Genomic DNA, 19592 nt, shown 5'->3' with positions numbered 1-19592 from the left:
ATATAATATGGGTTTTCCAGAGTTAGTCATTACTTTTATCGGACAACAATGATTCTTATTAAAATAAAATTGAACTATTATTAAAGGGATAAATTTGTATTTTGCAGAATGCGAATTAAAACCGAATCCTATTGAATCTAACCATAGAAAACATTTTATTAGTTGGCTCTATCTTACTTTTTATAAGTATTATAGCGGGAAAAACATCCTATAAATTTGGCGTGCCAACCTTGGTGCTTTTCTTAGGCATTGGTATGCTGGCGGGCGAAGATGGTATAGGTATAAGTTTTAACGATCCGCAAATAGCCCAATTAATTGGTATAATTTCATTAAACTTTATTCTCTTTTCCGGGGGGTTGGATACAGACTGGAAAGCAGTAAAACCCATTATGAAGGAAGGGTTTGCGCTCTCTACCTTGGGGGTATTTTTAACCGCCATTGGCTTGGGAACCTTTGTTTATTATGTAACCGATTTTACCATTTACGAAAGTTTGCTGTTGGGAAGTATCGTTTCTTCTACAGATGCGGCTGCCGTGTTTTCAATTCTGCGCTCCAAAAATTTGGCGCTCCGTGCTAATTTACGGCCTACGCTGGAGATGGAAAGCGGGAGTAACGACCCGATGGCTTATGTGCTAACCATCGCTTTTTTGGGATTGGTGGTAAATCAGGACAAGGGACTGGCAGCGATGATTCCGTTATTTTTTCAGCAAATGATAATCGGAACCGTAGCTGGATTTGGATTTGGGAAAATTAGCAAAATTGTAATTAACCGAATAAAACTAGATTTTGAAGGCCTATATCCCGTCTTGGTAATTGCCTTGATGTTTATAACATTTTCCGTAACCGATTTTGTGGGTGGAAACGGCTTTTTGGCCATTTATATCTGTGCCGTATTTTTAGGAAATCAATATTTAATTCACAAAAAAACCATCCTTAGAATGTACGATGGTTTAGCGTGGCTTATGCAGATTGTACTTTTTCTAACCTTGGGACTTTTGGTGTTTCCGTCGCAGATTGTACCGGTGATTGGCATAGGGCTAATTATTTCGTTGTTTTTAATATTTGTGGCGCGACCGGCGGCTGTATTTATTAGTTTAATTCCCTTTAAGATGAAGTTGCGCAGACGGTTTTATATATCGTGGGTTGGTTTGCGTGGCGCCGTGCCCATTGTATTTGCAACCTACCCACTCTTGGCGGGAATAGACAAGGCGAATATGATGTTTAATATTGTTTTTTTTATTTCGCTTACCTCTATTTTAATTCAGGGCACAACCCTTTCGGTAGTGGCAAAATGGTTAAACGTGAGTATTCCGAGTGAAGAAAAAATTAGAACCCCCTCCGAACGATTTTTAGAAGAACACCCCAAAACCGAGATGCGGGAGATAGGTATTTCAAACGGAAATAAAGTTGTGGGCAAACAAATTGTAGATATTGAATTCCCCAAAACCGCCATTATCGCAATGATAAAAAGGAATGAAAAATACATCACCCCCAATGGCAGCACCGTGATAAATGCCGACGATGTGCTAATTGTACTTTCAGAAAACAAAAAGGGAATCAAAAAAGTTTTTAAGGCTTTAAACATTCAACAGTTTTCTGCGGCTTAACAAAAAAGCAATAGCGCTTGCCCTCCAAGTGCAAACAAAAGATTGGCAAACAAGCGAACTTTTGGGTTATAAAGTACAAAATCAATAAAAAACCGTAGTTTTAATGTGTAATTAAGATACCGTAATACATTGTGAAAAGACTGTTTAAAATATTTGGAGCTGCGGCTTTTGTTTTCCTTTTGGGAATAGGTTTAGGGTGCGAAGAATCTAAAGAAATTAGTACCTACAATTATAATCATTGGGAAGATCACTATGTGACTTCCGAAGACTTTCTTTCTACACAAGATTCGCTGACGGCGGGAAAAACCTATTTGAGCATTTACTCACATATTTACAGTATTTCGATGAAGCAATCGCAGAGTTTAACTGCTATGGTTAGCCTTCGGAATGTGAGCGACACCGATACGATTTATATTTCAAAAGCTGATTATTACAACACTAAAGGGGAATTAATTCGAAATTATTTTAAACAGCCTATTTATTTAAATCCATTGGAAACCGTGGAAATTGTAATAGACGAAAGGGATAACCACGGCGGCAGCGGTGCCAATTTTATTTTTAAATGGACAACCAAAGCCACGACCCCCGAACCGTATTTTGAAGCAATTATGACGTCGTTGCGCAGTTCGCAGGGATTGAGTTTTACTACTGTGGGGAGAAGGATGGAGTGAAAAATTCCAAATCACAAATTCCAAATCACAAATCAGTATTGTCCGATTAAAAATCATGTTTTTCCCCTACGGGACATTTGTTTAGGCGCGATCTCTTGATTACCAATATTTTGCCCAGCTGGAGCCGTATGCCGTTAGGCATTAAATATGGGTAAAAAATAATACCCTCCTCAATGCCTAGTCCCGTAGGGACTACATATAATATGGGGTTTTCCAGAGTTAGTCATTACTTTTATCGGACAAAAATGTTTCCGAATCCACGAATTAACGAATCAACCAATTAACAAATCCCGAATCCACGAATCCCGAATCCACGAATCACAAATCCCAATAGTTTTCGCTATTTTTGAAACAAAATAATTGTAATGAAAATAGTAGTTTCCCCAGCCAAAACCTTGGATTTTGAATCAAAACTTCCCACCACTCGCGCTACCCAACCCAAATTTTTGGAGGAAGCCGAATTAATCAATAACAAACTGGAACGCAAAAGCAAAAAGGCAGTTGCAAAGTTGATGGATATCAGTGATAAATTGGCCGAACTCAATTACCAGCGGTACAAGGAATTTAATACTCCATTTAGCAAAGAAAACGCCCGCCCTGCGATTTACGCCTTTGCTGGCGACGTATATACCGGTTTAGATGCATATACTATTCCTTCCCAAAAAATAGATCTTTTGCAGGATTCCCTTCGCATACTTTCGGGCATGTACGGTTTGTTGCGACCTTTAGATTTAATACAGCCCTACCGATTGGAAATGGGCACCAAACTCTCCGTAAACCGCAAAAAGGATTTATACGCCTTTTGGAAAAAATCCCTTACCGAAACTTTAAATAACGAATTGGAAGCTGATGAGCTTTTCTTAAACCTCGCCAGCGTAGAATACTTTAAGGCAATTGATTCAAAAAAACTAAAAGTGCCGGTTATTGCTCCGGTGTTTAAGGATTTTAAAAATGGGGAGCTTAAAATAATTTCCTTTTTCGCCAAAAAGGCGAGAGGAAGTATGGCGCGTTTCGCCATAGACAACGCTATAAAAACTGCAGACGATTTAAAGGCGTTCGATTATGATGGCTACGGATATAGCGAGGAATATACCGAAAACGCCAATGAGCCGGTATTTATTCGTTAAGAGAAATAGATAGGTTGTACAAAAGCATTTTCGCCATAATTTTAATTAAACCGGCTTTCCTGAAAATATATTTTATTATTAAAGACGTTACTTTATATTTGTTCATTATCAACCCTGCTATATGAAATTTACGTCCCTACTGTTGTTTTTGATTGTTGCAGCAAGTTTCACTTCTTGCGTAACCACCAAACAGCTTACTTATTTGCAGGAAAATACCAGTGGCACCGATACGTTGGCGCTTTTGCGCAAAAAGCAGGAGCCCTACCGACTTCAAATAAACGACCTTTTAAGTATTCGCGTTAAGGCCTTAGATCAGGAAACCGTGGGCATCTTTAACCCCATTAACGACGAGAATCCAAATGTTACAGGCGAAGAACGTCTGTACTACGACGGATTTAAGGTTGACGATCACGGCAACATTCGCATTCCAAGTTTGGGGCTGATAAACGTTTTGGGCTACACGGTAGATGAAGTTCGGGAAATGCTGGAAGAACGTTTGCTGCGCGATTATTTTAAAGCTGAAGCCAATGTATTTGTCACCGTAAAACTCGCCGGAATCCGTTACACTATCAACGGTGAAATTAACAGTCCGGGCTCCAATATTATTTATCGCGACCAAGTAAGCATTATGGAAGCTATTGCCAATAGTGGCGATATAACCTTAACCGGAGATCGTAGCGATGTAGTTATTATTAGGCAATATCCCGCAGGGCAAAAGGTGCACCACATAGACCTCACAAAGTTAGATGCTATGAATTCGCCGTACTATTACATAAAACCAAACGATTTAATTTTAATAAATCCGTTGCCACAAAAGGCGCTGGGTACGGGTACAACCGGGTTGCAGTCTTTTACCACAATTATTTCAATTACAACAGCGTTGGTTACAACCATTTTGTTGTTTACCCGATTATAAAAATATGAACGAAGAATTCGAAAAAAATGAAAACCAGGTTACCTTTGATTTTAAAGGTTTTCTCTTGCGGCTTTTGCACCATTGGCCGTTGTTTTTGGTTTCATATTTTATCGCTTTCGGAATAGCGTACTACATAAACGTTCGCAAGCTGCCTATTTATATAATGGAGAATACAATCTCCATAAAAGATGATCAAAATCCGTTTTTCACCAGTACTACCAGTCTTACTTTTAACTGGGGCGGAACCACCGATAAAGTTAATACAGCGGTTATTTCGTTAAAGTCGCGATCGCATAACGAAAAGGTAGTAGAGCGATTGCAGTACTATACCACCTATTTGCGCGACGGAAAATACCAGCAGGTAAACGCCTACAAACAAACTCCTTTTATGGTAGAAGTTGACGCTTCGAAACCCCAAATGCTCAATGAGCAAATAAAAGTTGTTTTTAAGGATTCTGTAAATTTCGACTTAAGCTTTGCTTTTGAAAATGGAAAGACCGTTAGCTTACAAAACTATACCACCAAAGAAATCAGCACCCTTTTTATTGACGCGGGCAAATTTTCACAATCGTTTAAAATTGGGGAGCAAATTAACCTGCCTTTTTTTAGCGGCACCTTTGTTGCAAATCCCGAGGTGGTGTCGCAGCCCGGAACGCCTTACTATATTGTTTTTAAAAACTTTGATGGCGTAGTACAGCGTTATGCCGGAATTCGGGTTGATGCCGAGAGCAAAGGGTCTTCTGTTTTAAACATGCGGCTCACGGGCAATAATAAGGCCGAATTGGTAGATTATTTAAACACTTCGGTGCAGGTTTTAAGTGAAAATATGCTGGATCGCAAAAACCTTTTCGCTACCAAAACAATCAAGTTTATAGACAGTAGCCTAGCGATTAAATCGGCCGAACTTTCTACGGTTGAAGACGAGCTGAATAAATTTAAGAACAAAAATGCAATTTTTGATCTTGAAAGCGAAGGAACCGAAATAAATAGCAAACTAAACGAATTGGACCTTCGGAAAGAGGCTGCAAGTCGCGAATTGAATTACTACAACACCCTGGAAAATTATCTCACCAACCGCACAGATTACAGAGATGTGCCGGCGCCATCGGTTGCAGGTATTTCGGAAGCAAGTGTGGTAAGCGGGGTTGGCAAAATAATTGCGCTTGCCGAGCAGCGCAACAAACTTCAGTATTCGTACAAGGAAGGTGCGCCTATCTTTAACGATATAGACCGACAGATTAATGCGGTAAAATCTGTATTGTTAGAAAATATTCGTTCCTCTAAAAGCTTAAAAAATCAGGAGCTCTCATCCATTAATCGCGATATTGCTAAATACGAAGCCGAAATCAGAAAACTTCCAAAGGAACAACAGGGGCTTTTAAATATTGAAAGACGCTATAATTTAAGTCAGGGGGCTTACAATTTATTTTTGGAAAAACGCAGTGAAGCCGGATTGGTAAAAGCCGCCAACGTAAGCGACGTGATGGTAATAGACTCTGCAAAAGACACCGGCGGCGGACAAATAGGCCCGAATACACAGTTAAACTATATGATGGCTGCGCTGCTGGGCGGGTTATTGCCGTTTTTATTTGTGTTTTTGCGGGTGTTTTTTGATACCAAAATAAGTAAAGTGAAGGATTTGGAGCGAATCACCCCCATTCCGTTGTTGGGCATAATTGGGAAAAGCCCTATTGACAATAACTTAGTTGTGCTCCAAAAACCGAAATCCGCAATAGCCGAAGGGTTTAGGGCCTTGCGTTCCAGTTTGCAATTTATTTATAAAAAGCAGGGTATTACAGGATCTAAAACGGTTTTGGTAACCAGTTCGGTGAGTGGGGAGGGTAAAACATTTTGCTCCATTAATCTCGCATCGGTTTTTGCGTTAAGCGAAAAGAAAACCGTTTTGGTGGGGCTCGATCTTCGAAAGCCGAAGATCTTTGGCGATTTTAATATCAATAATGAAATAGGGGTAGTGAATTTTCTTATAAATGAAACTGCCATAGACACGATAATTCAAAAAACGGAAATTGAACATTTAGATGTAATTACTTCTGGTCCGGTGCCGCCAAACCCTTCCGAATTATTGATTAGTGAAAAGCTCGATGAGCTTATTGATAAATTAAAGGAGCGCTACGACTATATCATATTGGATTCCCCTCCTTTGGGAATTGTTTCCGATTCGTTGGAACTGATGAAACACGTTGATGCCACCCTTTATATGGCGCGTTTTAACTATACCCACAAAAATATGTTTGCCTTCGTAAATGAGAAGTATAAAACGGGAGAAGTAAAACATATAAGTATTGTACTAAACGATTATATTGAAAAATCTGGCCGCGTTTATGGCTACGGCTACGGTTATGGCTACGGCTACGGTTATGGCTATGGCACCTATGGCAATTACGGCAGTGGCTACCACGATAAAGTAAAGCCAAGTTCGCTGTTGCACAGAATTTTGCGGGTTTTTAGGAAGAAGTAATACTTCCCTTAAATCCCCTCACTGCGTCAAGCTCAGCACATCACTTTTAAGAAGGGACTTATATTCCCGTCCGATAATTATTGGTGATTTCCGAAACCGCTCCTCCCTTTGAAGGGAGGCTGGGAGGGATGTTTTTGCAAATAGTTCCCCTAAATCCCCGCACTTCGACAAAATTGGCACATCACTTTTAAGATGGGACTTATATTCCCGTCAGATAATTATTGGTGGTTTCCGAAACTGCTCCTCCCTTTAAAGAGAGGCTGGGAGGGATGTTTTTGTGAATAGTTCCCCTAAATCCCCGCACTTCGACAAAATTGGCACATCACTTTTAAGTAGGGACTTGTATTCCCGTCAGATAATTATTGGTGGTTTCCGAAACTGCTCCTCCCTTTAAAGAGAGGCTGGGAGGGATGTTTTACAACTCACGGATTAACTTTTCAAAGTCCTCATCGTTGTCTTGAAGTTGCATTTTCGACTTTATTCGGTACTTTGTAGCGGTAACATTTTCTTCTGTGACGCCCATAAGCGATGCAATTTCGGAGTCGGTTAGTTGCAGTTTTAACAGGGAGCAGAAAGCAATATCGTCTTCAGATAAGCTTGGGAACATTTCGATGAGGTTATATCCAAACTCGGGATGCACCTCGATAAATTTCGATTTAAAATGTTTCCAATAATTAAGTTGGTTTAAGGTATTGATAATTTGCGTTGATAATTCATCAGAGATTTCCTCTTTGTTACTGGCTTCAATTAAATCTTTTATCTGCTTTTGTATGTTTGCCACTTCCAAAGAAATTGCCACTAATTCCCGTTCTTTATCGGCTAGGTTTTTTTCTTTTTCGGCTAAAAGTTCTTGCTCCAATTCCCGTTTTTCATTTAAAATAGTGTTTGCCTTTTCCAAATTTGTAACGGCCACTTTTTGTAGTGAGAGTCTTTTTTTATGATACGTATAAATAACTACACTGAGTATAAGTGTTAAAATAGTAAGGAGCCAACTCAGAATAGTTGTGGTATGCTGCTTTGCATTGTATTTTTTTAAAAGCGCGTTGCTTTCTTCAAGGGCAATATTTTTATCGCGTTGGATTTTATTTTGGTAGGATTCCTCGAGCTGTTTTATTTTAACTCTATCTACGGCAGTTTTTAATGAATCTTTTAAAAAGTCAATTCGGTCAAAGAGGGTTAGCGACTCTTTAAACAGTCCTTTTTTTCGAAATGTTTCGCGGGCGCTGACTAAAAAATTCATTTCATCTTGCACGTTCATAGTACGCTGGAAGTTATTGGTACTATTTTTAACACGTTCTATAACCTCTAAGCCTTTATTGTAATCGCCTTGAAGGTTTAGGAAATCTAAGTATTCCCGGGCAATTTCCATAAATCGGGTGGACTGGATTTTAAGGAGATAATCAAAAGCTGAAGCAAAGGCTTTAGACGCTAAAACAGGGCGATTGGTTACTTTGTAAATTTTCCCCAATTTCCCCCAAGCCACGTGCATATACTCTAAATTGTTAATCGCCTCCAGGCCGTCTTTGGCTTCCATCAAACGCTTTTCGCCTTCTTTAATCTTTCCGAGTTTAACCAAACTTTCAGCATAGGCAAGCAGGGTAAAATAATAGGGAGGTCCTTTTTGTTTGGCAAATTCGGGCAACACTTCTTCGTATAAATCTACTGCAAATTCATAGTTTTCATTGTTGTAGTAGGCATTGGCCAATTTTTGCTGTAAAATATAAAGTCGGGGTTCATTAACTTCCTTAAATATTTCAATGGCTGTTTCTAGGTGGGTAATTGCCTTTTCCTTTTCGGCCATATAGCTGAAATTAGAAGCCATTTCGCCGTAAACCACGCCTTCGCCAATTCGGTCGCCTATACTTTGGTAAAGTTCCATAGCTTTTTCCAAGGCAGCCAAAGACTCGGTATAATTGGCAGAAGTGCGGTAATTTATCGCATTGTTTGAATAAATGCCGGCTTGAATTTTCGGAAAACCAGCAGACTTTTTAATTCCTTTTTCAAAGTAATAAGTGGCCGAATCGTAAACCGCTAATTGATTGTAGGTAATGCCCAATTTACTGTAGGTTTCAGCAACTGTGGTGTCCGGACGTTGGTTGGAATAGGCCAAAAGTTTATATAAATAAATTTTTGCGGAGTCGGGTTTTTTAAAGATATATTTTTCAATTTCCGATTCCAATTCGGAAATTTCTTCGGTTTGGGCGGAGAGCGAACCGCAAAGCAGAAATATAAAAAGTGAGGCTAAAAATTGTTTCATACAAATTATGTGGGAGTTCAAATTTATCGAAAATAATTGAAACGCAAATTTGAAAGAATGTTGCATGACTTTTTTACCTAGCTGCCTTTCTTTTAATTACAGCTTTGGGTATTGGATTTCAAAATTATAAAAATTGGAGATTTTTTACAGTATTAATTCTATTTTGAAGAAAAATGAGCCTGAAATTGATTGCTTTAAAAACAGAAGAGATTTTATATTGGCTACTGTTAAGCACTTTAATAGGGAATGAAAATGTATTCAAATTACTTATATTAGCTCCCAATTAAAATAAACATTTGACTTCTCGAGAAAACGACACCTGGCTCTACGAAATTTCATCCAAACGAAAAGCGCTCGACCTTAATTTAAAGGAAGTTTGGCGCTATCGCGATTTGCTTATTCTCTTTGTAAAAAGGGATATAACTACAGTGTATAAGCAAACTATTTTGGGGCCGCTGTGGTATTTTATTCAGCCGTTATTCACCTCGGTTATTTTTACGTTGGTGTTTAATAATTTGGGAAGTATTAGTACGGGTGCTATTCCGCCATTTTTGTTTAATTTGGCCGGTATTACTGCGTGGAATTATTTTAAAGAATGTCTTACGGGCACTTCGAATACATTTACCAAAAACCAAAATATTTTTGGAAAAGTGTATTTCCCAAGGGTAATTATGCCAATGTCGGTAACTATTAGTAATCTGGTAAAATTTGGAATTCAACTGCTTATTTTTATTGCTTTTTATTGCTATTTTGTGCTAAGCGGATTTGATTTACAGCCCAATATTTTTCTAGGTCTTTTTCCTATTTATATTTTAATGATGGCTTTGCTAGGGTTGGGCTTGGGAATGATAATTTCATCACTTACAACTAAGTACCGCGACTTAAACGTGCTTGTGGGCTTTGCCGTGTCACTGTTAATGTATGTTTCTGCAGTGCCATACCCCTTAGCCGAGGCAAAAGAAAAATTACCGAGCTATATAGCCAACTTTGTGGCATACAACCCGTTGACGCAAATTATTGAAGGGTTCCGCTTTATGCTACTCGATACTGGCAGCTTTAGCTGGATTGGCTTTGTGTACACTTTGGCGGTGAGTCTTGGTATATTTTTATTGGGATTAATAATTTTTAACAGAACCGAAAAAAGTTTTATTGATACGGTGTAACTATGGGAATTAGACTCTACTGGTGGCAAGAAAAGCGTGACAACGGAACTGAAAATTACGGCGATTTACTGTCAAAATACATAGTTGAAAAAGTTTCACAAAAAAGGGTGAAAACCATCTCTCATCCCTCAACCAGAGTAAATAAATATTTATTAAAGCATTATTTAGTAATTGGCAGTATTATATCTTCTGCCAATAGAAATTCGATTGTTTGGGGTAGTGGCATAATAAAGAAAGAGGATACTATTAGGCCTGCAAAATTTCTAGCCGTAAGAGGTCCAAAAACTAGAAAACGAATTTTGGAGACTGGATATTTTTGCCCTGAAATATATGGTGATCCTGCTATTTTATTGCCAAATTTTTACGATCCAAAAATAGAAAAAACACATTCGATTGGTATTATACCGCATTATGTAGATTACCAAGAGGTAAAAGCACAATTTGAAGACAATACACGAGTAAAAGTTATTGATTTGTTAACTTACGACGTTGAAAAAACAACGCGTGATATTTTACAGTGCGAACATATTATTTCATCATCTCTGCATGGTGTTATTGTAGCGCATAGTTATAATATTCCTGCAATATGGACTAAGTTTTCAAATAAATTATCTGGTGACAATATTAAGTTTTTTGATTATTTTGAGTCGGTGGGTATACCTTTTAAAAAAGAGATTTTTATAAGTCCAGATTATTTAGATGAAAGAGCAATAAAAAGCTTGTTGAATGAATATAGTAATATGTTATTGCCTGATAAATTTTTATTGGAAAAATGCAAATCGAATTTATTAAAAACTTGTCCTTTTAATAATTAATTATGAGTAGCGGCATCATTCTAAAAGTCGAAAATATAAGCAAACAGTACCGCATCGGAACTATTGGAACGGGTACGCTTTCTCACGATTTAAATAGGTTTTGGCATAGGGTGCGTGGCAAGGAAGATCCGTATTTAAAGGTAGGAGCCGTAAATGACAGGAGTAGTAAATCTACAACCGATTACGTTTGGGCCTTACGCGATATTAATTTTGAAGTTAAAGAAGGGGAGGTTTTAGGAATAATTGGAAAAAATGGTGCGGGAAAATCCACCTTGCTTAAAATTCTTTCGCGAGTAACGAGTCCAACGACGGGTGTTATTAAAACTAAAGGTCGAATTGCATCTCTGCTCGAAGTAGGCACAGGGTTTCACCCCGAACTTACAGGCCGTGAGAATATATATTTAAACGGTGCTATTTTAGGGATGACGCGCAGCGAAATAACTGCCAAACTCGATGAAATAATCGATTTTTCTGGTTGCGAAATGTATATTGATACTCCTGTAAAACGTTATTCCTCGGGTATGCGAGTACGCCTCGCTTTTGCTGTAGCCGCTCATCTCGAACCCGATATTTTGGTGGTAGACGAAGTGCTGGCAGTAGGCGATGCCGAATTTCAAAAAAAAGCCATTGGCAAAATGCAAGACATCTCAAAAGGAGAGGGCAGAACGGTACTGTTTGTAAGCCATAATATGCCGGCGGTAAAAAGTTTGTGTAGTAGAGGGATTGTTTTGGAGAATGGAGCAACAGTTTTTAATGGAGATACCGATGAAGCTGTTGACTTTTATTTAAATCAGACTAAAGATAAATCGAATACTTATTACGCGAAGCAAGAGAATTTTAATACAAACTTTGTAAAAAGTGTTGAGGTCGTTACTAGCAATAAGGGTTTCCAAGAATTTAATCGGGATTTTAAGGTAAGGATCGAAGTATATTGTCGTAATATAATAGAGGCTGCAGCAGTTTCATATCAAATTATCGATAATGAAAATAGACCACTTATTCACGAATTAGTTTTAAGTAACGAACAAGAGTTTGGCAAAAGGGAAGGAAGCTATATTTTAACTTCAGAAATTTCAAATTTAAAATTGTATGAAGGTGAATATCGCTTAAATGTTTTCTTTGCAGATAATTTTACAAAAAACACTTACGAAAGACTGTTTGAAATTTGTCATTTCGAAATTATTAATAGTTTTAAAAGGCCCTATTATTGGCAGAAAGGATCTGCTATTTATAAAGAAAATAAAACCTGTTGGGTAATTTCAGAAACAAATGAGTAAAACGGTTCCAAGTCCTTTAAAATTTGATGCGCTTTCAGACAAGATTGAATCTTTCGAAACCCAAAAAATTTGCAGAGCATATAAGGCTATGGGTATTGATGTAACTCGATATTTTAAAGATTTAAAAGAGATTGAGTTATTTCAGTGCCGAAGTACAGGATATAAATTTTACTATCCATTTTCAGTTATTGGGGATGCTGAGTTTTATAAAGAGCTATCTTTAAAACGCGAAAATTATTATTCTACACGGTGGGAGCATTTACAAATTTTACCTTCCTTAAATACAAGCCAGAAAATATTAGAAATAGGGTCTGGCTTTGGTGTTTTTTTAAACTTATTAAAAGGTAAAGGAATTACTGCAGAAGGAATAGAGCTAAATCCTGAAGCCTTAAATAATTGTAAAGAACAACAATTAAAAGTTCACAACCAGCTTATAGAAGACTTTGTAAAAGATAGTGTTGAACAATTTGATGTGGTTTGCTACTTTCAAGTCTTAGAGCATATTACAAATATTTATGACTTTATTTCCAATTCATTATTAGCATTAAAACCCGGCGGACGACTTATAATTGGAGTGCCTAACAATAATCCATATTTATTTATTAATGATAAATTTCATACCTTAAATTTACCGCCCCATCACGCTGGACTGTGGGATAAAAATTCTTTAAAATCTTTAGAAAAAATATTCAATATTTCGTTAGATTCGTTAACCTTTGAGCCTTTAGAAAAAACTTACAATCAGTTTTTACCTACATATTTAGCCAACACCAATGCTATCAACGCTTTTTTAATTAAGTCAATTAATAAAATTGCACCTAGATTGCTAAAAAAGTTGATGTGTAGGTTTGTTAACGGAAGAAATATTATAGCGGTTTTCAAAAAATAATAAAATGGATAACTTTATTAATGTGCCGTTTATAAATTCTAATTTAGATGATTATATCATTCGAACTGCCATTTTTAATGCGATAAAAGAAAACATTGATTTATTTGAAGGTGATTTATTAGATGTTGGATGTGGTAAAATGCCGTATAAAGATTATATTTTGCAGCATTCAAAAGCTGAAAATTATACGGGATTAGATATCGAAACTGCTTTGCCCTATGATAGCAAAGTTAAACCAGATTTCTTTTGGGATGCCATTAATATGCCTTTCGAAGATAATTTGTTTCATTGTGCTTTCGGAACAGAGGTTTTAGAGCATTGCCCAGAGCCCGAAGTCATTTTAAAAGAAACTTATCGTGTTTTAAAACCCGGAGGAATTTTCTTTTTTACAGTACCTTTTTTATGGCCTTTGCACGAAGTTCCTAACGATGCCTATCGATACACTCCTTTTTCCTTAGAGCGTCATTTAAAGAATTGCGGTTTTAAAGACATCCAAATTCAAGCGACTGGCGGTTGGCATGCAGCCTTGGCGCAAATGTTGGGCTTATGGGTTAAAAGAAGCGGAATTTCACGTAAAAAAAGTATATGGATTTCTTTTTTTTTAAAGCCTTTAATAAAACGATTAATTAAGAAAGACAATCCTGAGAAAGTAGTTTTTAAAGAAGGACAAATGATAACTGGCTTATATGGATTTGCAAAAAAGTAGAATAGCACTTGTATCGCCCTCAAAGCATTCGTATTCCGAGACTTTTATACAAGTGCAAAAACATGGGCTTCGAGGCAATGTATTCTATTATTACGATGGTGCATTACCCAAATATTTAGAAAATTATGGTTTATTGCTTTCTACCAGTATTTCAGTTGTTAATAAATTAAAACAGTTATTAAAACTATCTCAATTTTCGGCTAATGAAGCTGCTTTTATTAAATCATTAAAAAAGAATAAAATTCAAGTCGTTTTAGCACAATACGGGCCAACCGCGCATAGAATACTTAACATTTGTAAATTTTTAAAGTTGCCGTTAGTAGTTCATTTTCATGGCTACGATGCTAGTGTAAAAAGTATTGTGGAGCAGCATAATTATTACAAAGAAGTATTTGAGTACGCATCAAGAGTTATAGCAGTTTCTAAACTGATGCAAAAAAAGTTGATTGCTTTAGGTTGTAACGCTCAGAAAGTCGTTCTTAATCCTTGTGCACCACATAGCGATTTTTTTAAAGTAGATCCAAAATTTGCAAAAAAACAATTTGTTTCTGTTGGAAGATTTACCAATAAAAAAGCACCCTACTATATTATTCTAGCCTTTAAAAAAGTTGTGAAAACACATCCGGATGCGCAACTAATTATGGCAGGAAACGGAGCATTGCTCAATACCTGTAATAACTTGGTATCGTTTTATGGCTTAGAAAATAATGTGCAATTTATTGGGGTAATTGATAGAGAAGTATTTATAAATTTATTAGAAGAATCTTTAGCCTTTGTACAGCACTCCATAACTGCAGAGGATGGAGATAGCGAAGGCACACCCGTAGCAGTTTTAGAAGCGAGTGCTGCAGGATTACCGGTAATTTCAACAAATCATGCAGGTATTCCAGATGTTATAGAAAATGGGAAAACGGGGCTGCTGTCTAACGAACACGATGTAAAAACTATGAGTGAAAACATGTTAAAACTAATAGATAATTTAGCTCTAACAAAACAATTAGGTGCATCTGGAAAAGTTAAAGTCCAAGAAGAATTCAATTTAGAAAAACATTTAGAAGTTTTGCAAAAAACTATTGAATTAGCTTAATTCCAATTTAGCTATTAATCATTTGTTATATTAGCAAAATACCTTAAACTTGTCTGAATTAATGGATTCATTGATATCTATAATCATTCCCTCTTACAACCGCTCGTCATTAATTAGCGAAACTTTAAACAGCGTTTTAAACCAAACTTACACAAATTGGGAATGTATAATCGTTGATGATGGATCGACTAATAATGCCATAGAAATCGTTAAAAAATTCGCAAACAAAGATTCTAGATTTACAATCAAAAAAAGACCCTCAGAGAAACCCAAAGGTGCCAACGCCTGTAGAAATTATGGTTTTAGGTTGAGTAAAGGTGATTATGTTTTGTTTCTAGATTCTGATGATGTTTTAAAAGACACCTGCTTAGAAAAGCGATTGAATATGTTCAAAACATCAAACAATATAGACTTTGTCATTGCAAATTCATCTTATATAAAAAATGGTAAATTCTATAATAAACCTATTTGTGAGTTTCCAAGCAATTTTAGTTCAGAAGCATATCTTAAATTGTTTTTAAGCTATAGATTGCCATGGGCCTCTACTATGGGTGTACTTTGGAAAAAAGAAACTATTAAAGATTTTAAGTTTGATGAAAAACTAATGCGGTTGCAAGATTTAGATTATCATATTTCAATTCTTTCAAAAAAAGAATATAACATAAAAAGATTAAATCAGATTGATACTTATTACAGAGTTGATGATGACGATAAAGTAACAAGTAATAATTATGTAACTAAGGTTATTAATAGCCTAGAATACTTTCTTCAAAAGCATATTAACCAAGATTATATTCAGGAAAAATATCCAAATAGTTTTAAAAACTTTATCCTGTTTTTTTTAGTAAATTACCTGTATCCAAATTATAAAAATCATAAATTGAAGATTCATAAAATTGAAAAGATTATAAAGAATTCCAAATTATTTTCTTCAAAAGAACTGTACCTATTAAAAGTCAAAAAAAGGATAACAGTTAATGGTTTAATAAACAAAAAGGGCTTCGGTATTAATAGGTTTAATAAGATAATAATGAAAGGATTAAGACATGGGGAATAGTCCAAAAACTTCTATAATTGTTCCTTGTTATAATCAAGCTCGTTTTTTGTCTGAAGCTTTAAATTCAGTTTACAATCAAACTTTTAAAGATTGGGAATGTGTTATTGTAAATGATGGCAGTACAGACAATACCGAAGAAATAGCATCTAAGTGGGTGCAAAAAGACGAACGTTTTAAATATATTTCAAAATCAAACGGAGGCTTATCCAGCGCACGAAATAAAGGTATAGAAAACAGTCAAGCAAAATATATTTTACCCTTGGATGCCGATGATAAATTGCATCCAGAATATTTAGAAAAAGCAATACCTATTTTAGAAAATGATGAAGCAATTGAAGTGTTGACCTCAAAAGTGCAATTTTTTGGAGTAAAAGAACATATATATCACTTACCAATTTATACTTTTAAAACACTATTGCTTAAAAATTGCTTTATAGCCTGTTCTATTTTTAAAAAAGAATCTTTTCTAAAAGTTGGTGGTTATGATGAAAACCTAAAATCTTTTGAAGATTGGGACTTATGGATTTCAGTTTTAAAACATGGCGGTAAAGCTCATGTTATTAATGAGGTTCTATATTACTACCGAAAACATGAAGCCAACTCACTCTCCAACAGATTTTATACTGACGGCGATTTTTACTACGGTTTATACGATTATGTTTTTAAAAAGCACATCGATTTGTATTTAAAGGCCTTCCCAAACTTTATATTTGTTTACAAGGATTATTTAAAACTTAAAACTTTTAATGAAAAGGTAAAGAAGAATATTCTTTTTAGAATATATGCCAAGTTTAAAAAGTTATTAAAAAAGTAAATGCGCGAAGGCCAAAACATAGCGAGAGACCAATTAGTTGATAAAACATCTTATAATCATAGGGTTATTGTGCCTTTGTATATTCCAAATAACCAAGGGTATTATAAAGATGCATTTTCAATTTTCGAGATATGCTTGAAATCTGTTAACAAAACGGCAAGTTCTAATATTGCCGTCTCTGTTGTGAGTAACGGAAGTAGTAACGCAGTAAATGATGCATTGTTAAGGTTGTATAAAGAAGGCTTGATAAACGAACTCATTATCGAAAAAGAACAAATAGGAAAATTAAATTGTATTTTAAAAGTTTTAAGAACTTCAGATGAACGATTTTTGACTATCACCGACGCTGACATTTTGTTTATGAATGATTGGGAGAGTGAAATTATGAAAGTGTTCGAGACATTCCCCAAAGCAGCGGCAGTAAGTCCAATTCCGGTATTTAGAACGCAAAATCACTACACCTCAAACATTATCTTTGATTTTTATTTTTCAAACAAAATCAAATTTTCAAAAGTTCAAAACCCAGAAGCATTAACTAAATTTGCTAAAAGTATTGGCTGGGAGTGGCTAGACGAAAAGTGGAAAGATGTTATAATGACTCTTGATGCTCCGAATGGCGATTTAAAAGCTGTTGTGGGTTGTAATCATTGTACGGTAACATATAAAAGAGAAATTTTTGAAAGCATTCCCAATTGCAATTCAAAATATAAATTAGGTGGGGATAGCGAAGGTGTATATTTAGATAAACCATCTATGTTCTACGATGGTTACAGGCTAGCAACTTACGATAGTTATGCGTATCATTTAGGAAATAAATTAGAAGATTGGATGATTGATTCTTTTAATGATTTAAAAGAATCAGACAAAATAGATTTCACAATTAATGCACCAATTTTAAAAAAATCTATACTCAAACATATTGTAAAAAATGTGGTTTTTAAAAAAATAATGGCTCGAAAACCAATGAGAAAATGGTATTATTTGAGGAAAGGTTTAAACAAGAATAAAGTTACCGATTTTGTTTAGAAAACGTTTGAGTTAATGAAGATTTACAACTATTTTAAAACTATGATTACCGATTTAAAACGTAGGTTTATAACCAATTTAAACGCGAAGCAAAACAAATCGGATGTCGATAGGTGGAAGCAGGAAAAATGGCTTTTCGACGATTGGAATGAGCGCACCAAAATCATGGCACAATGGATTAAACCTAATTCACAAGTATTAGAGTTTGGTGCTGCGAAACTGGCATTAAAACAATATTTACCCAAGGGTGTGACGTATACACCTTCCGATATTGTTTATAGAGGTGAAGGTACTCTGGTATGCGATTTAAACCAAGAAACACCCAATTTTAATCCTCAAGATATTATCTTTTGTAGTGGAGTTTTAGAGTATATCTACGATATGCCGCAATTGATAGAAAACTTGTCTGGTAAAACAAAACGATTTATAATCTCCTATGCTACTTTTGATGTATTTAATAGTAAAAAACACCGTAAGATAAATGGTTGGGTCAACGCATTTACCAACGACGAAATTATAACCATTTTTAAAAAAAATAATTTTGATCTAGTTAAAACTGAATCTTGGAGAAAACAAACTATTTACATTTTTGATAAGGTAGAAAGATGAAGCTTTCAATAATTTATCCATATCGAAATAGAGATATTTTAAGAGTGCAAAAATCTTTGAAATCATTGCAATCTCAAACAAATAAAAATTTTGAAGTCTATTTTGTGAATTATGGATCAGATGCAATTTATACTAACCAAATTGAAAGTCTGCTGAAAAATTTTGAATTTGTAAAATATTCTTACTTATATACACTATTTCAACCATGGAACAAATCTAAAGCCATAAATAGTGTCTTGAAAAATTTAGAAACTGGCTGTTTTTTTGTGGCTGATATCGATATGATTTTTCATTCAACTTTTATTGAGAAGGCATTGAGGTTATCAAAAACCAATGAGGCGTGGTATTTCCAGGTGGGGTTTTTAGGAGAAGGGGAATCAAAAACATCAAAAAAGTTTGAAGATTATAACATAAAATTTAAAAGTAATAAGGGCGCAACAGGGTTAACTTTATGTCCTGTAAAAGCTGCTAAACGTATACGCGGTTTCGACGAGTTTTATCATTTTTGGGGAGGCGAGGACACTGATTTTCACATTCGGCTTAAAAATTCTGGTTGTATTGTCAAATATTTTGATGAGGAACTTTTAATGCTGCATCAATGGCATGAAATATATAGAAACAGAGAAAGTGCAAATTTAACTGCTAACCTGCAAATATCTGGTATCGTACAATTTAATCATTACTATTTAGAGCAAACCGCTCGAGATAAAAAAGCGGTTGTGAATAATGATGTTTGGGGAGAAACACAGTCGAAAGAACAGTTTGAAAAGTTAGTTGAATATTCTAATACAACCAGTAAAAAAATAAGTAGCAGCTGTGTGAAAATAGATTACTTTCTATTTCATGAATTACCAAATTTAAAACCTGGAATATATAATTTTAAAATAACCGCAGATCAAAAAAACATTTCATTGAAAGCAACCTTAAAAAATGTTCTTAAAAAAAGTAAATATTCATATTACTCATTGAAAGACATAAATGATAAACTATTATTCCATCTCATCACTTTTTATAGAAATAATCCTTATTATTACCGCGTTTCAAAAGATTTAAAAAGTATTACGTTTGTTATTAACAAATTGTAAATTGTCA

At 35.4% G+C, this 19592-nt stretch carries 17 protein-coding genes; 16 read left to right on the top strand and 1 reads right to left on the bottom strand.

Annotated elements, in window-relative coordinates; all coding sequences use genetic code 11:
- Window positions 1-131: 131 nt before the first annotated feature.
- The 5 genes from QCQ61_RS00870 to QCQ61_RS00850 all read left to right on the top strand — a co-directional run bounded on the left by QCQ61_RS00870 (window position 132) and on the right by QCQ61_RS00850 (window position 6800).
- On the top strand, window positions 132-1607 hold the full coding sequence (locus QCQ61_RS00870; RefSeq protein WP_279448827.1) for a potassium/proton antiporter: 1476 nt from the start codon (window positions 132-134) through the stop codon (window positions 1605-1607).
- 131 nt (window positions 1608-1738) lie between these two features.
- Window positions 1739-2278, top strand: coding sequence for a DUF3124 domain-containing protein (locus tag QCQ61_RS00865; protein WP_279448826.1), 540 nt, complete (start codon window positions 1739-1741; stop codon window positions 2276-2278).
- 365 nt (window positions 2279-2643) lie between these two features.
- Window positions 2644-3405 (top strand): peroxide stress protein YaaA, encoded by a 762-nt coding sequence (gene yaaA / locus QCQ61_RS00860; protein ID WP_279448825.1) that lies wholly within the window; start codon window positions 2644-2646, stop codon window positions 3403-3405.
- Between the two features lie 121 nt (window positions 3406-3526).
- On the top strand, window positions 3527-4321 hold the full coding sequence (locus tag QCQ61_RS00855) for a polysaccharide biosynthesis/export family protein (RefSeq protein ID WP_279448824.1): 795 nt from the start codon (window positions 3527-3529) through the stop codon (window positions 4319-4321).
- A 4-nt stretch (window positions 4322-4325) separates the two neighbouring features.
- Window positions 4326-6800, top strand: a complete 2475-nt coding sequence (locus tag QCQ61_RS00850; protein ID WP_279448823.1) for an exopolysaccharide transport family protein — start codon at window positions 4326-4328, stop codon at window positions 6798-6800.
- A 415-nt stretch (window positions 6801-7215) separates the two neighbouring features.
- Here the strand turns inward: QCQ61_RS00850 and QCQ61_RS00845 are convergent, their stop codons facing one another.
- The gene (locus tag QCQ61_RS00845; RefSeq protein ID WP_279448822.1) at window positions 7216-9057 is read right to left on the bottom strand and encodes a tetratricopeptide repeat protein; all 1842 of its coding nucleotides are present in this window, start codon (window positions 9055-9057) and stop codon (window positions 7216-7218) included.
- A 296-nt stretch (window positions 9058-9353) separates the two neighbouring features.
- Between QCQ61_RS00845 and QCQ61_RS00840 the strand changes: the two genes are divergently transcribed.
- From QCQ61_RS00840 to QCQ61_RS00790, 11 genes are all read left to right on the top strand, one after another.
- A complete protein-coding gene (locus tag QCQ61_RS00840) occupies window positions 9354-10220 on the top strand; it encodes an ABC transporter permease (RefSeq protein WP_279448821.1) in 867 nt (288 codons plus the stop codon).
- A 2-nt stretch (window positions 10221-10222) separates the two neighbouring features.
- The gene (locus QCQ61_RS00835; protein WP_279448820.1) at window positions 10223-11035 is read left to right on the top strand and encodes a polysaccharide pyruvyl transferase family protein; all 813 of its coding nucleotides are present in this window, start codon (window positions 10223-10225) and stop codon (window positions 11033-11035) included.
- A 2-nt stretch (window positions 11036-11037) separates the two neighbouring features.
- Complete coding sequence (locus QCQ61_RS00830; protein ID WP_279448819.1) at window positions 11038-12312, top strand: ABC transporter ATP-binding protein; 1275 nt, start codon at window positions 11038-11040, stop codon at window positions 12310-12312.
- The gene (locus QCQ61_RS00825; protein ID WP_279448818.1) at window positions 12305-13201 is read left to right on the top strand and encodes a class I SAM-dependent methyltransferase; all 897 of its coding nucleotides are present in this window, start codon (window positions 12305-12307) and stop codon (window positions 13199-13201) included. The genes QCQ61_RS00830 and QCQ61_RS00825 overlap by 8 nt, the downstream gene beginning before the upstream one ends.
- Before the next feature lie 4 nt (window positions 13202-13205).
- A complete protein-coding gene (locus QCQ61_RS00820) occupies window positions 13206-13907 on the top strand; it encodes a class I SAM-dependent methyltransferase (RefSeq protein ID WP_279448816.1) in 702 nt (233 codons plus the stop codon).
- Window positions 13888-14994: a glycosyltransferase gene (locus tag QCQ61_RS00815; protein ID WP_279448815.1), complete on the top strand. Its 1107-nt coding sequence runs from the start codon at window positions 13888-13890 to the stop codon at window positions 14992-14994. The genes QCQ61_RS00820 and QCQ61_RS00815 overlap by 20 nt, the downstream gene beginning before the upstream one ends.
- A 61-nt stretch (window positions 14995-15055) precedes the next feature.
- Window positions 15056-16051 carry a glycosyltransferase family 2 protein gene (locus tag QCQ61_RS00810; RefSeq protein WP_279448814.1) on the top strand — a complete coding sequence of 332 codons (996 nt, stop codon included), beginning with the start codon at window positions 15056-15058 and terminating at the stop codon, window positions 16049-16051.
- Window positions 16041-16865 carry a glycosyltransferase family 2 protein gene (locus QCQ61_RS00805; protein WP_279448813.1) on the top strand — a complete coding sequence of 275 codons (825 nt, stop codon included), beginning with the start codon at window positions 16041-16043 and terminating at the stop codon, window positions 16863-16865. Before QCQ61_RS00810 ends, QCQ61_RS00805 begins: the two co-directional genes overlap by 11 nt.
- On the top strand, window positions 16866-17891 hold the full coding sequence (locus QCQ61_RS00800) for a glycosyltransferase (RefSeq protein WP_279448812.1): 1026 nt from the start codon (window positions 16866-16868) through the stop codon (window positions 17889-17891).
- 15 nt (window positions 17892-17906) lie between these two features.
- The gene (locus QCQ61_RS00795) at window positions 17907-18500 is read left to right on the top strand and encodes a methyltransferase domain-containing protein (protein WP_279448811.1); all 594 of its coding nucleotides are present in this window, start codon (window positions 17907-17909) and stop codon (window positions 18498-18500) included.
- Window positions 18497-19585, top strand: a complete 1089-nt coding sequence (locus QCQ61_RS00790; protein WP_279448810.1) for a glycosyltransferase family 2 protein — start codon at window positions 18497-18499, stop codon at window positions 19583-19585. The genes QCQ61_RS00795 and QCQ61_RS00790 overlap by 4 nt, the downstream gene beginning before the upstream one ends.
- The last annotated feature ends 7 nt before the right edge of the window (window positions 19586-19592 follow it).

This window comes from Aequorivita marisscotiae (assembly GCF_029814825.1).
Taxonomy (GTDB): domain Bacteria; phylum Bacteroidota; class Bacteroidia; order Flavobacteriales; family Flavobacteriaceae; genus Aequorivita; species Aequorivita marisscotiae.
The sequence above is the reverse complement of the archived record's forward strand: the minus strand, read 5'-3'. Positions and strand labels throughout refer to the sequence as shown.

What these genes read in the sequence shown, in the direction of transcription:
- QCQ61_RS00850 (WP_279448823.1), top strand. Translation starts at nt 4,326, where the DNA reads ATGAACGAAGAATTCGAAAAAAATGAAAACCAGGTTACCTTTGATTTT.
- QCQ61_RS00790 (WP_279448810.1), top strand. Translation starts at nt 18,497, where the DNA reads ATGAAGCTTTCAATAATTTATCCATATCGAAATAGAGATATTTTAAGA.
- QCQ61_RS00835 (WP_279448820.1), top strand. Translation starts at nt 10,223, where the DNA reads ATGGGAATTAGACTCTACTGGTGGCAAGAAAAGCGTGACAACGGAACT.
- QCQ61_RS00800 (WP_279448812.1), top strand. Translation starts at nt 16,866, where the DNA reads ATGCGCGAAGGCCAAAACATAGCGAGAGACCAATTAGTTGATAAAACA.
- QCQ61_RS00845 (WP_279448822.1), bottom strand. Translation starts at nt 9,057, where the DNA reads ATGAAACAATTTTTAGCCTCACTTTTTATATTTCTGCTTTGCGGTTCG.
- QCQ61_RS00810 (WP_279448814.1), top strand. Translation starts at nt 15,056, where the DNA reads ATGGATTCATTGATATCTATAATCATTCCCTCTTACAACCGCTCGTCA.
- yaaA (WP_279448825.1), top strand. Translation starts at nt 2,644, where the DNA reads ATGAAAATAGTAGTTTCCCCAGCCAAAACCTTGGATTTTGAATCAAAA.
- QCQ61_RS00805 (WP_279448813.1), top strand. Translation starts at nt 16,041, where the DNA reads ATGGGGAATAGTCCAAAAACTTCTATAATTGTTCCTTGTTATAATCAA.
- QCQ61_RS00825 (WP_279448818.1), top strand. Translation starts at nt 12,305, where the DNA reads ATGAGTAAAACGGTTCCAAGTCCTTTAAAATTTGATGCGCTTTCAGAC.
- QCQ61_RS00820 (WP_279448816.1), top strand. Translation starts at nt 13,206, where the DNA reads ATGGATAACTTTATTAATGTGCCGTTTATAAATTCTAATTTAGATGAT.
- QCQ61_RS00795 (WP_279448811.1), top strand. Translation starts at nt 17,907, where the DNA reads ATGAAGATTTACAACTATTTTAAAACTATGATTACCGATTTAAAACGT.
- QCQ61_RS00855 (WP_279448824.1), top strand. Translation starts at nt 3,527, where the DNA reads ATGAAATTTACGTCCCTACTGTTGTTTTTGATTGTTGCAGCAAGTTTC.
- QCQ61_RS00830 (WP_279448819.1), top strand. Translation starts at nt 11,038, where the DNA reads ATGAGTAGCGGCATCATTCTAAAAGTCGAAAATATAAGCAAACAGTAC.
- QCQ61_RS00815 (WP_279448815.1), top strand. Translation starts at nt 13,888, where the DNA reads ATGGATTTGCAAAAAAGTAGAATAGCACTTGTATCGCCCTCAAAGCAT.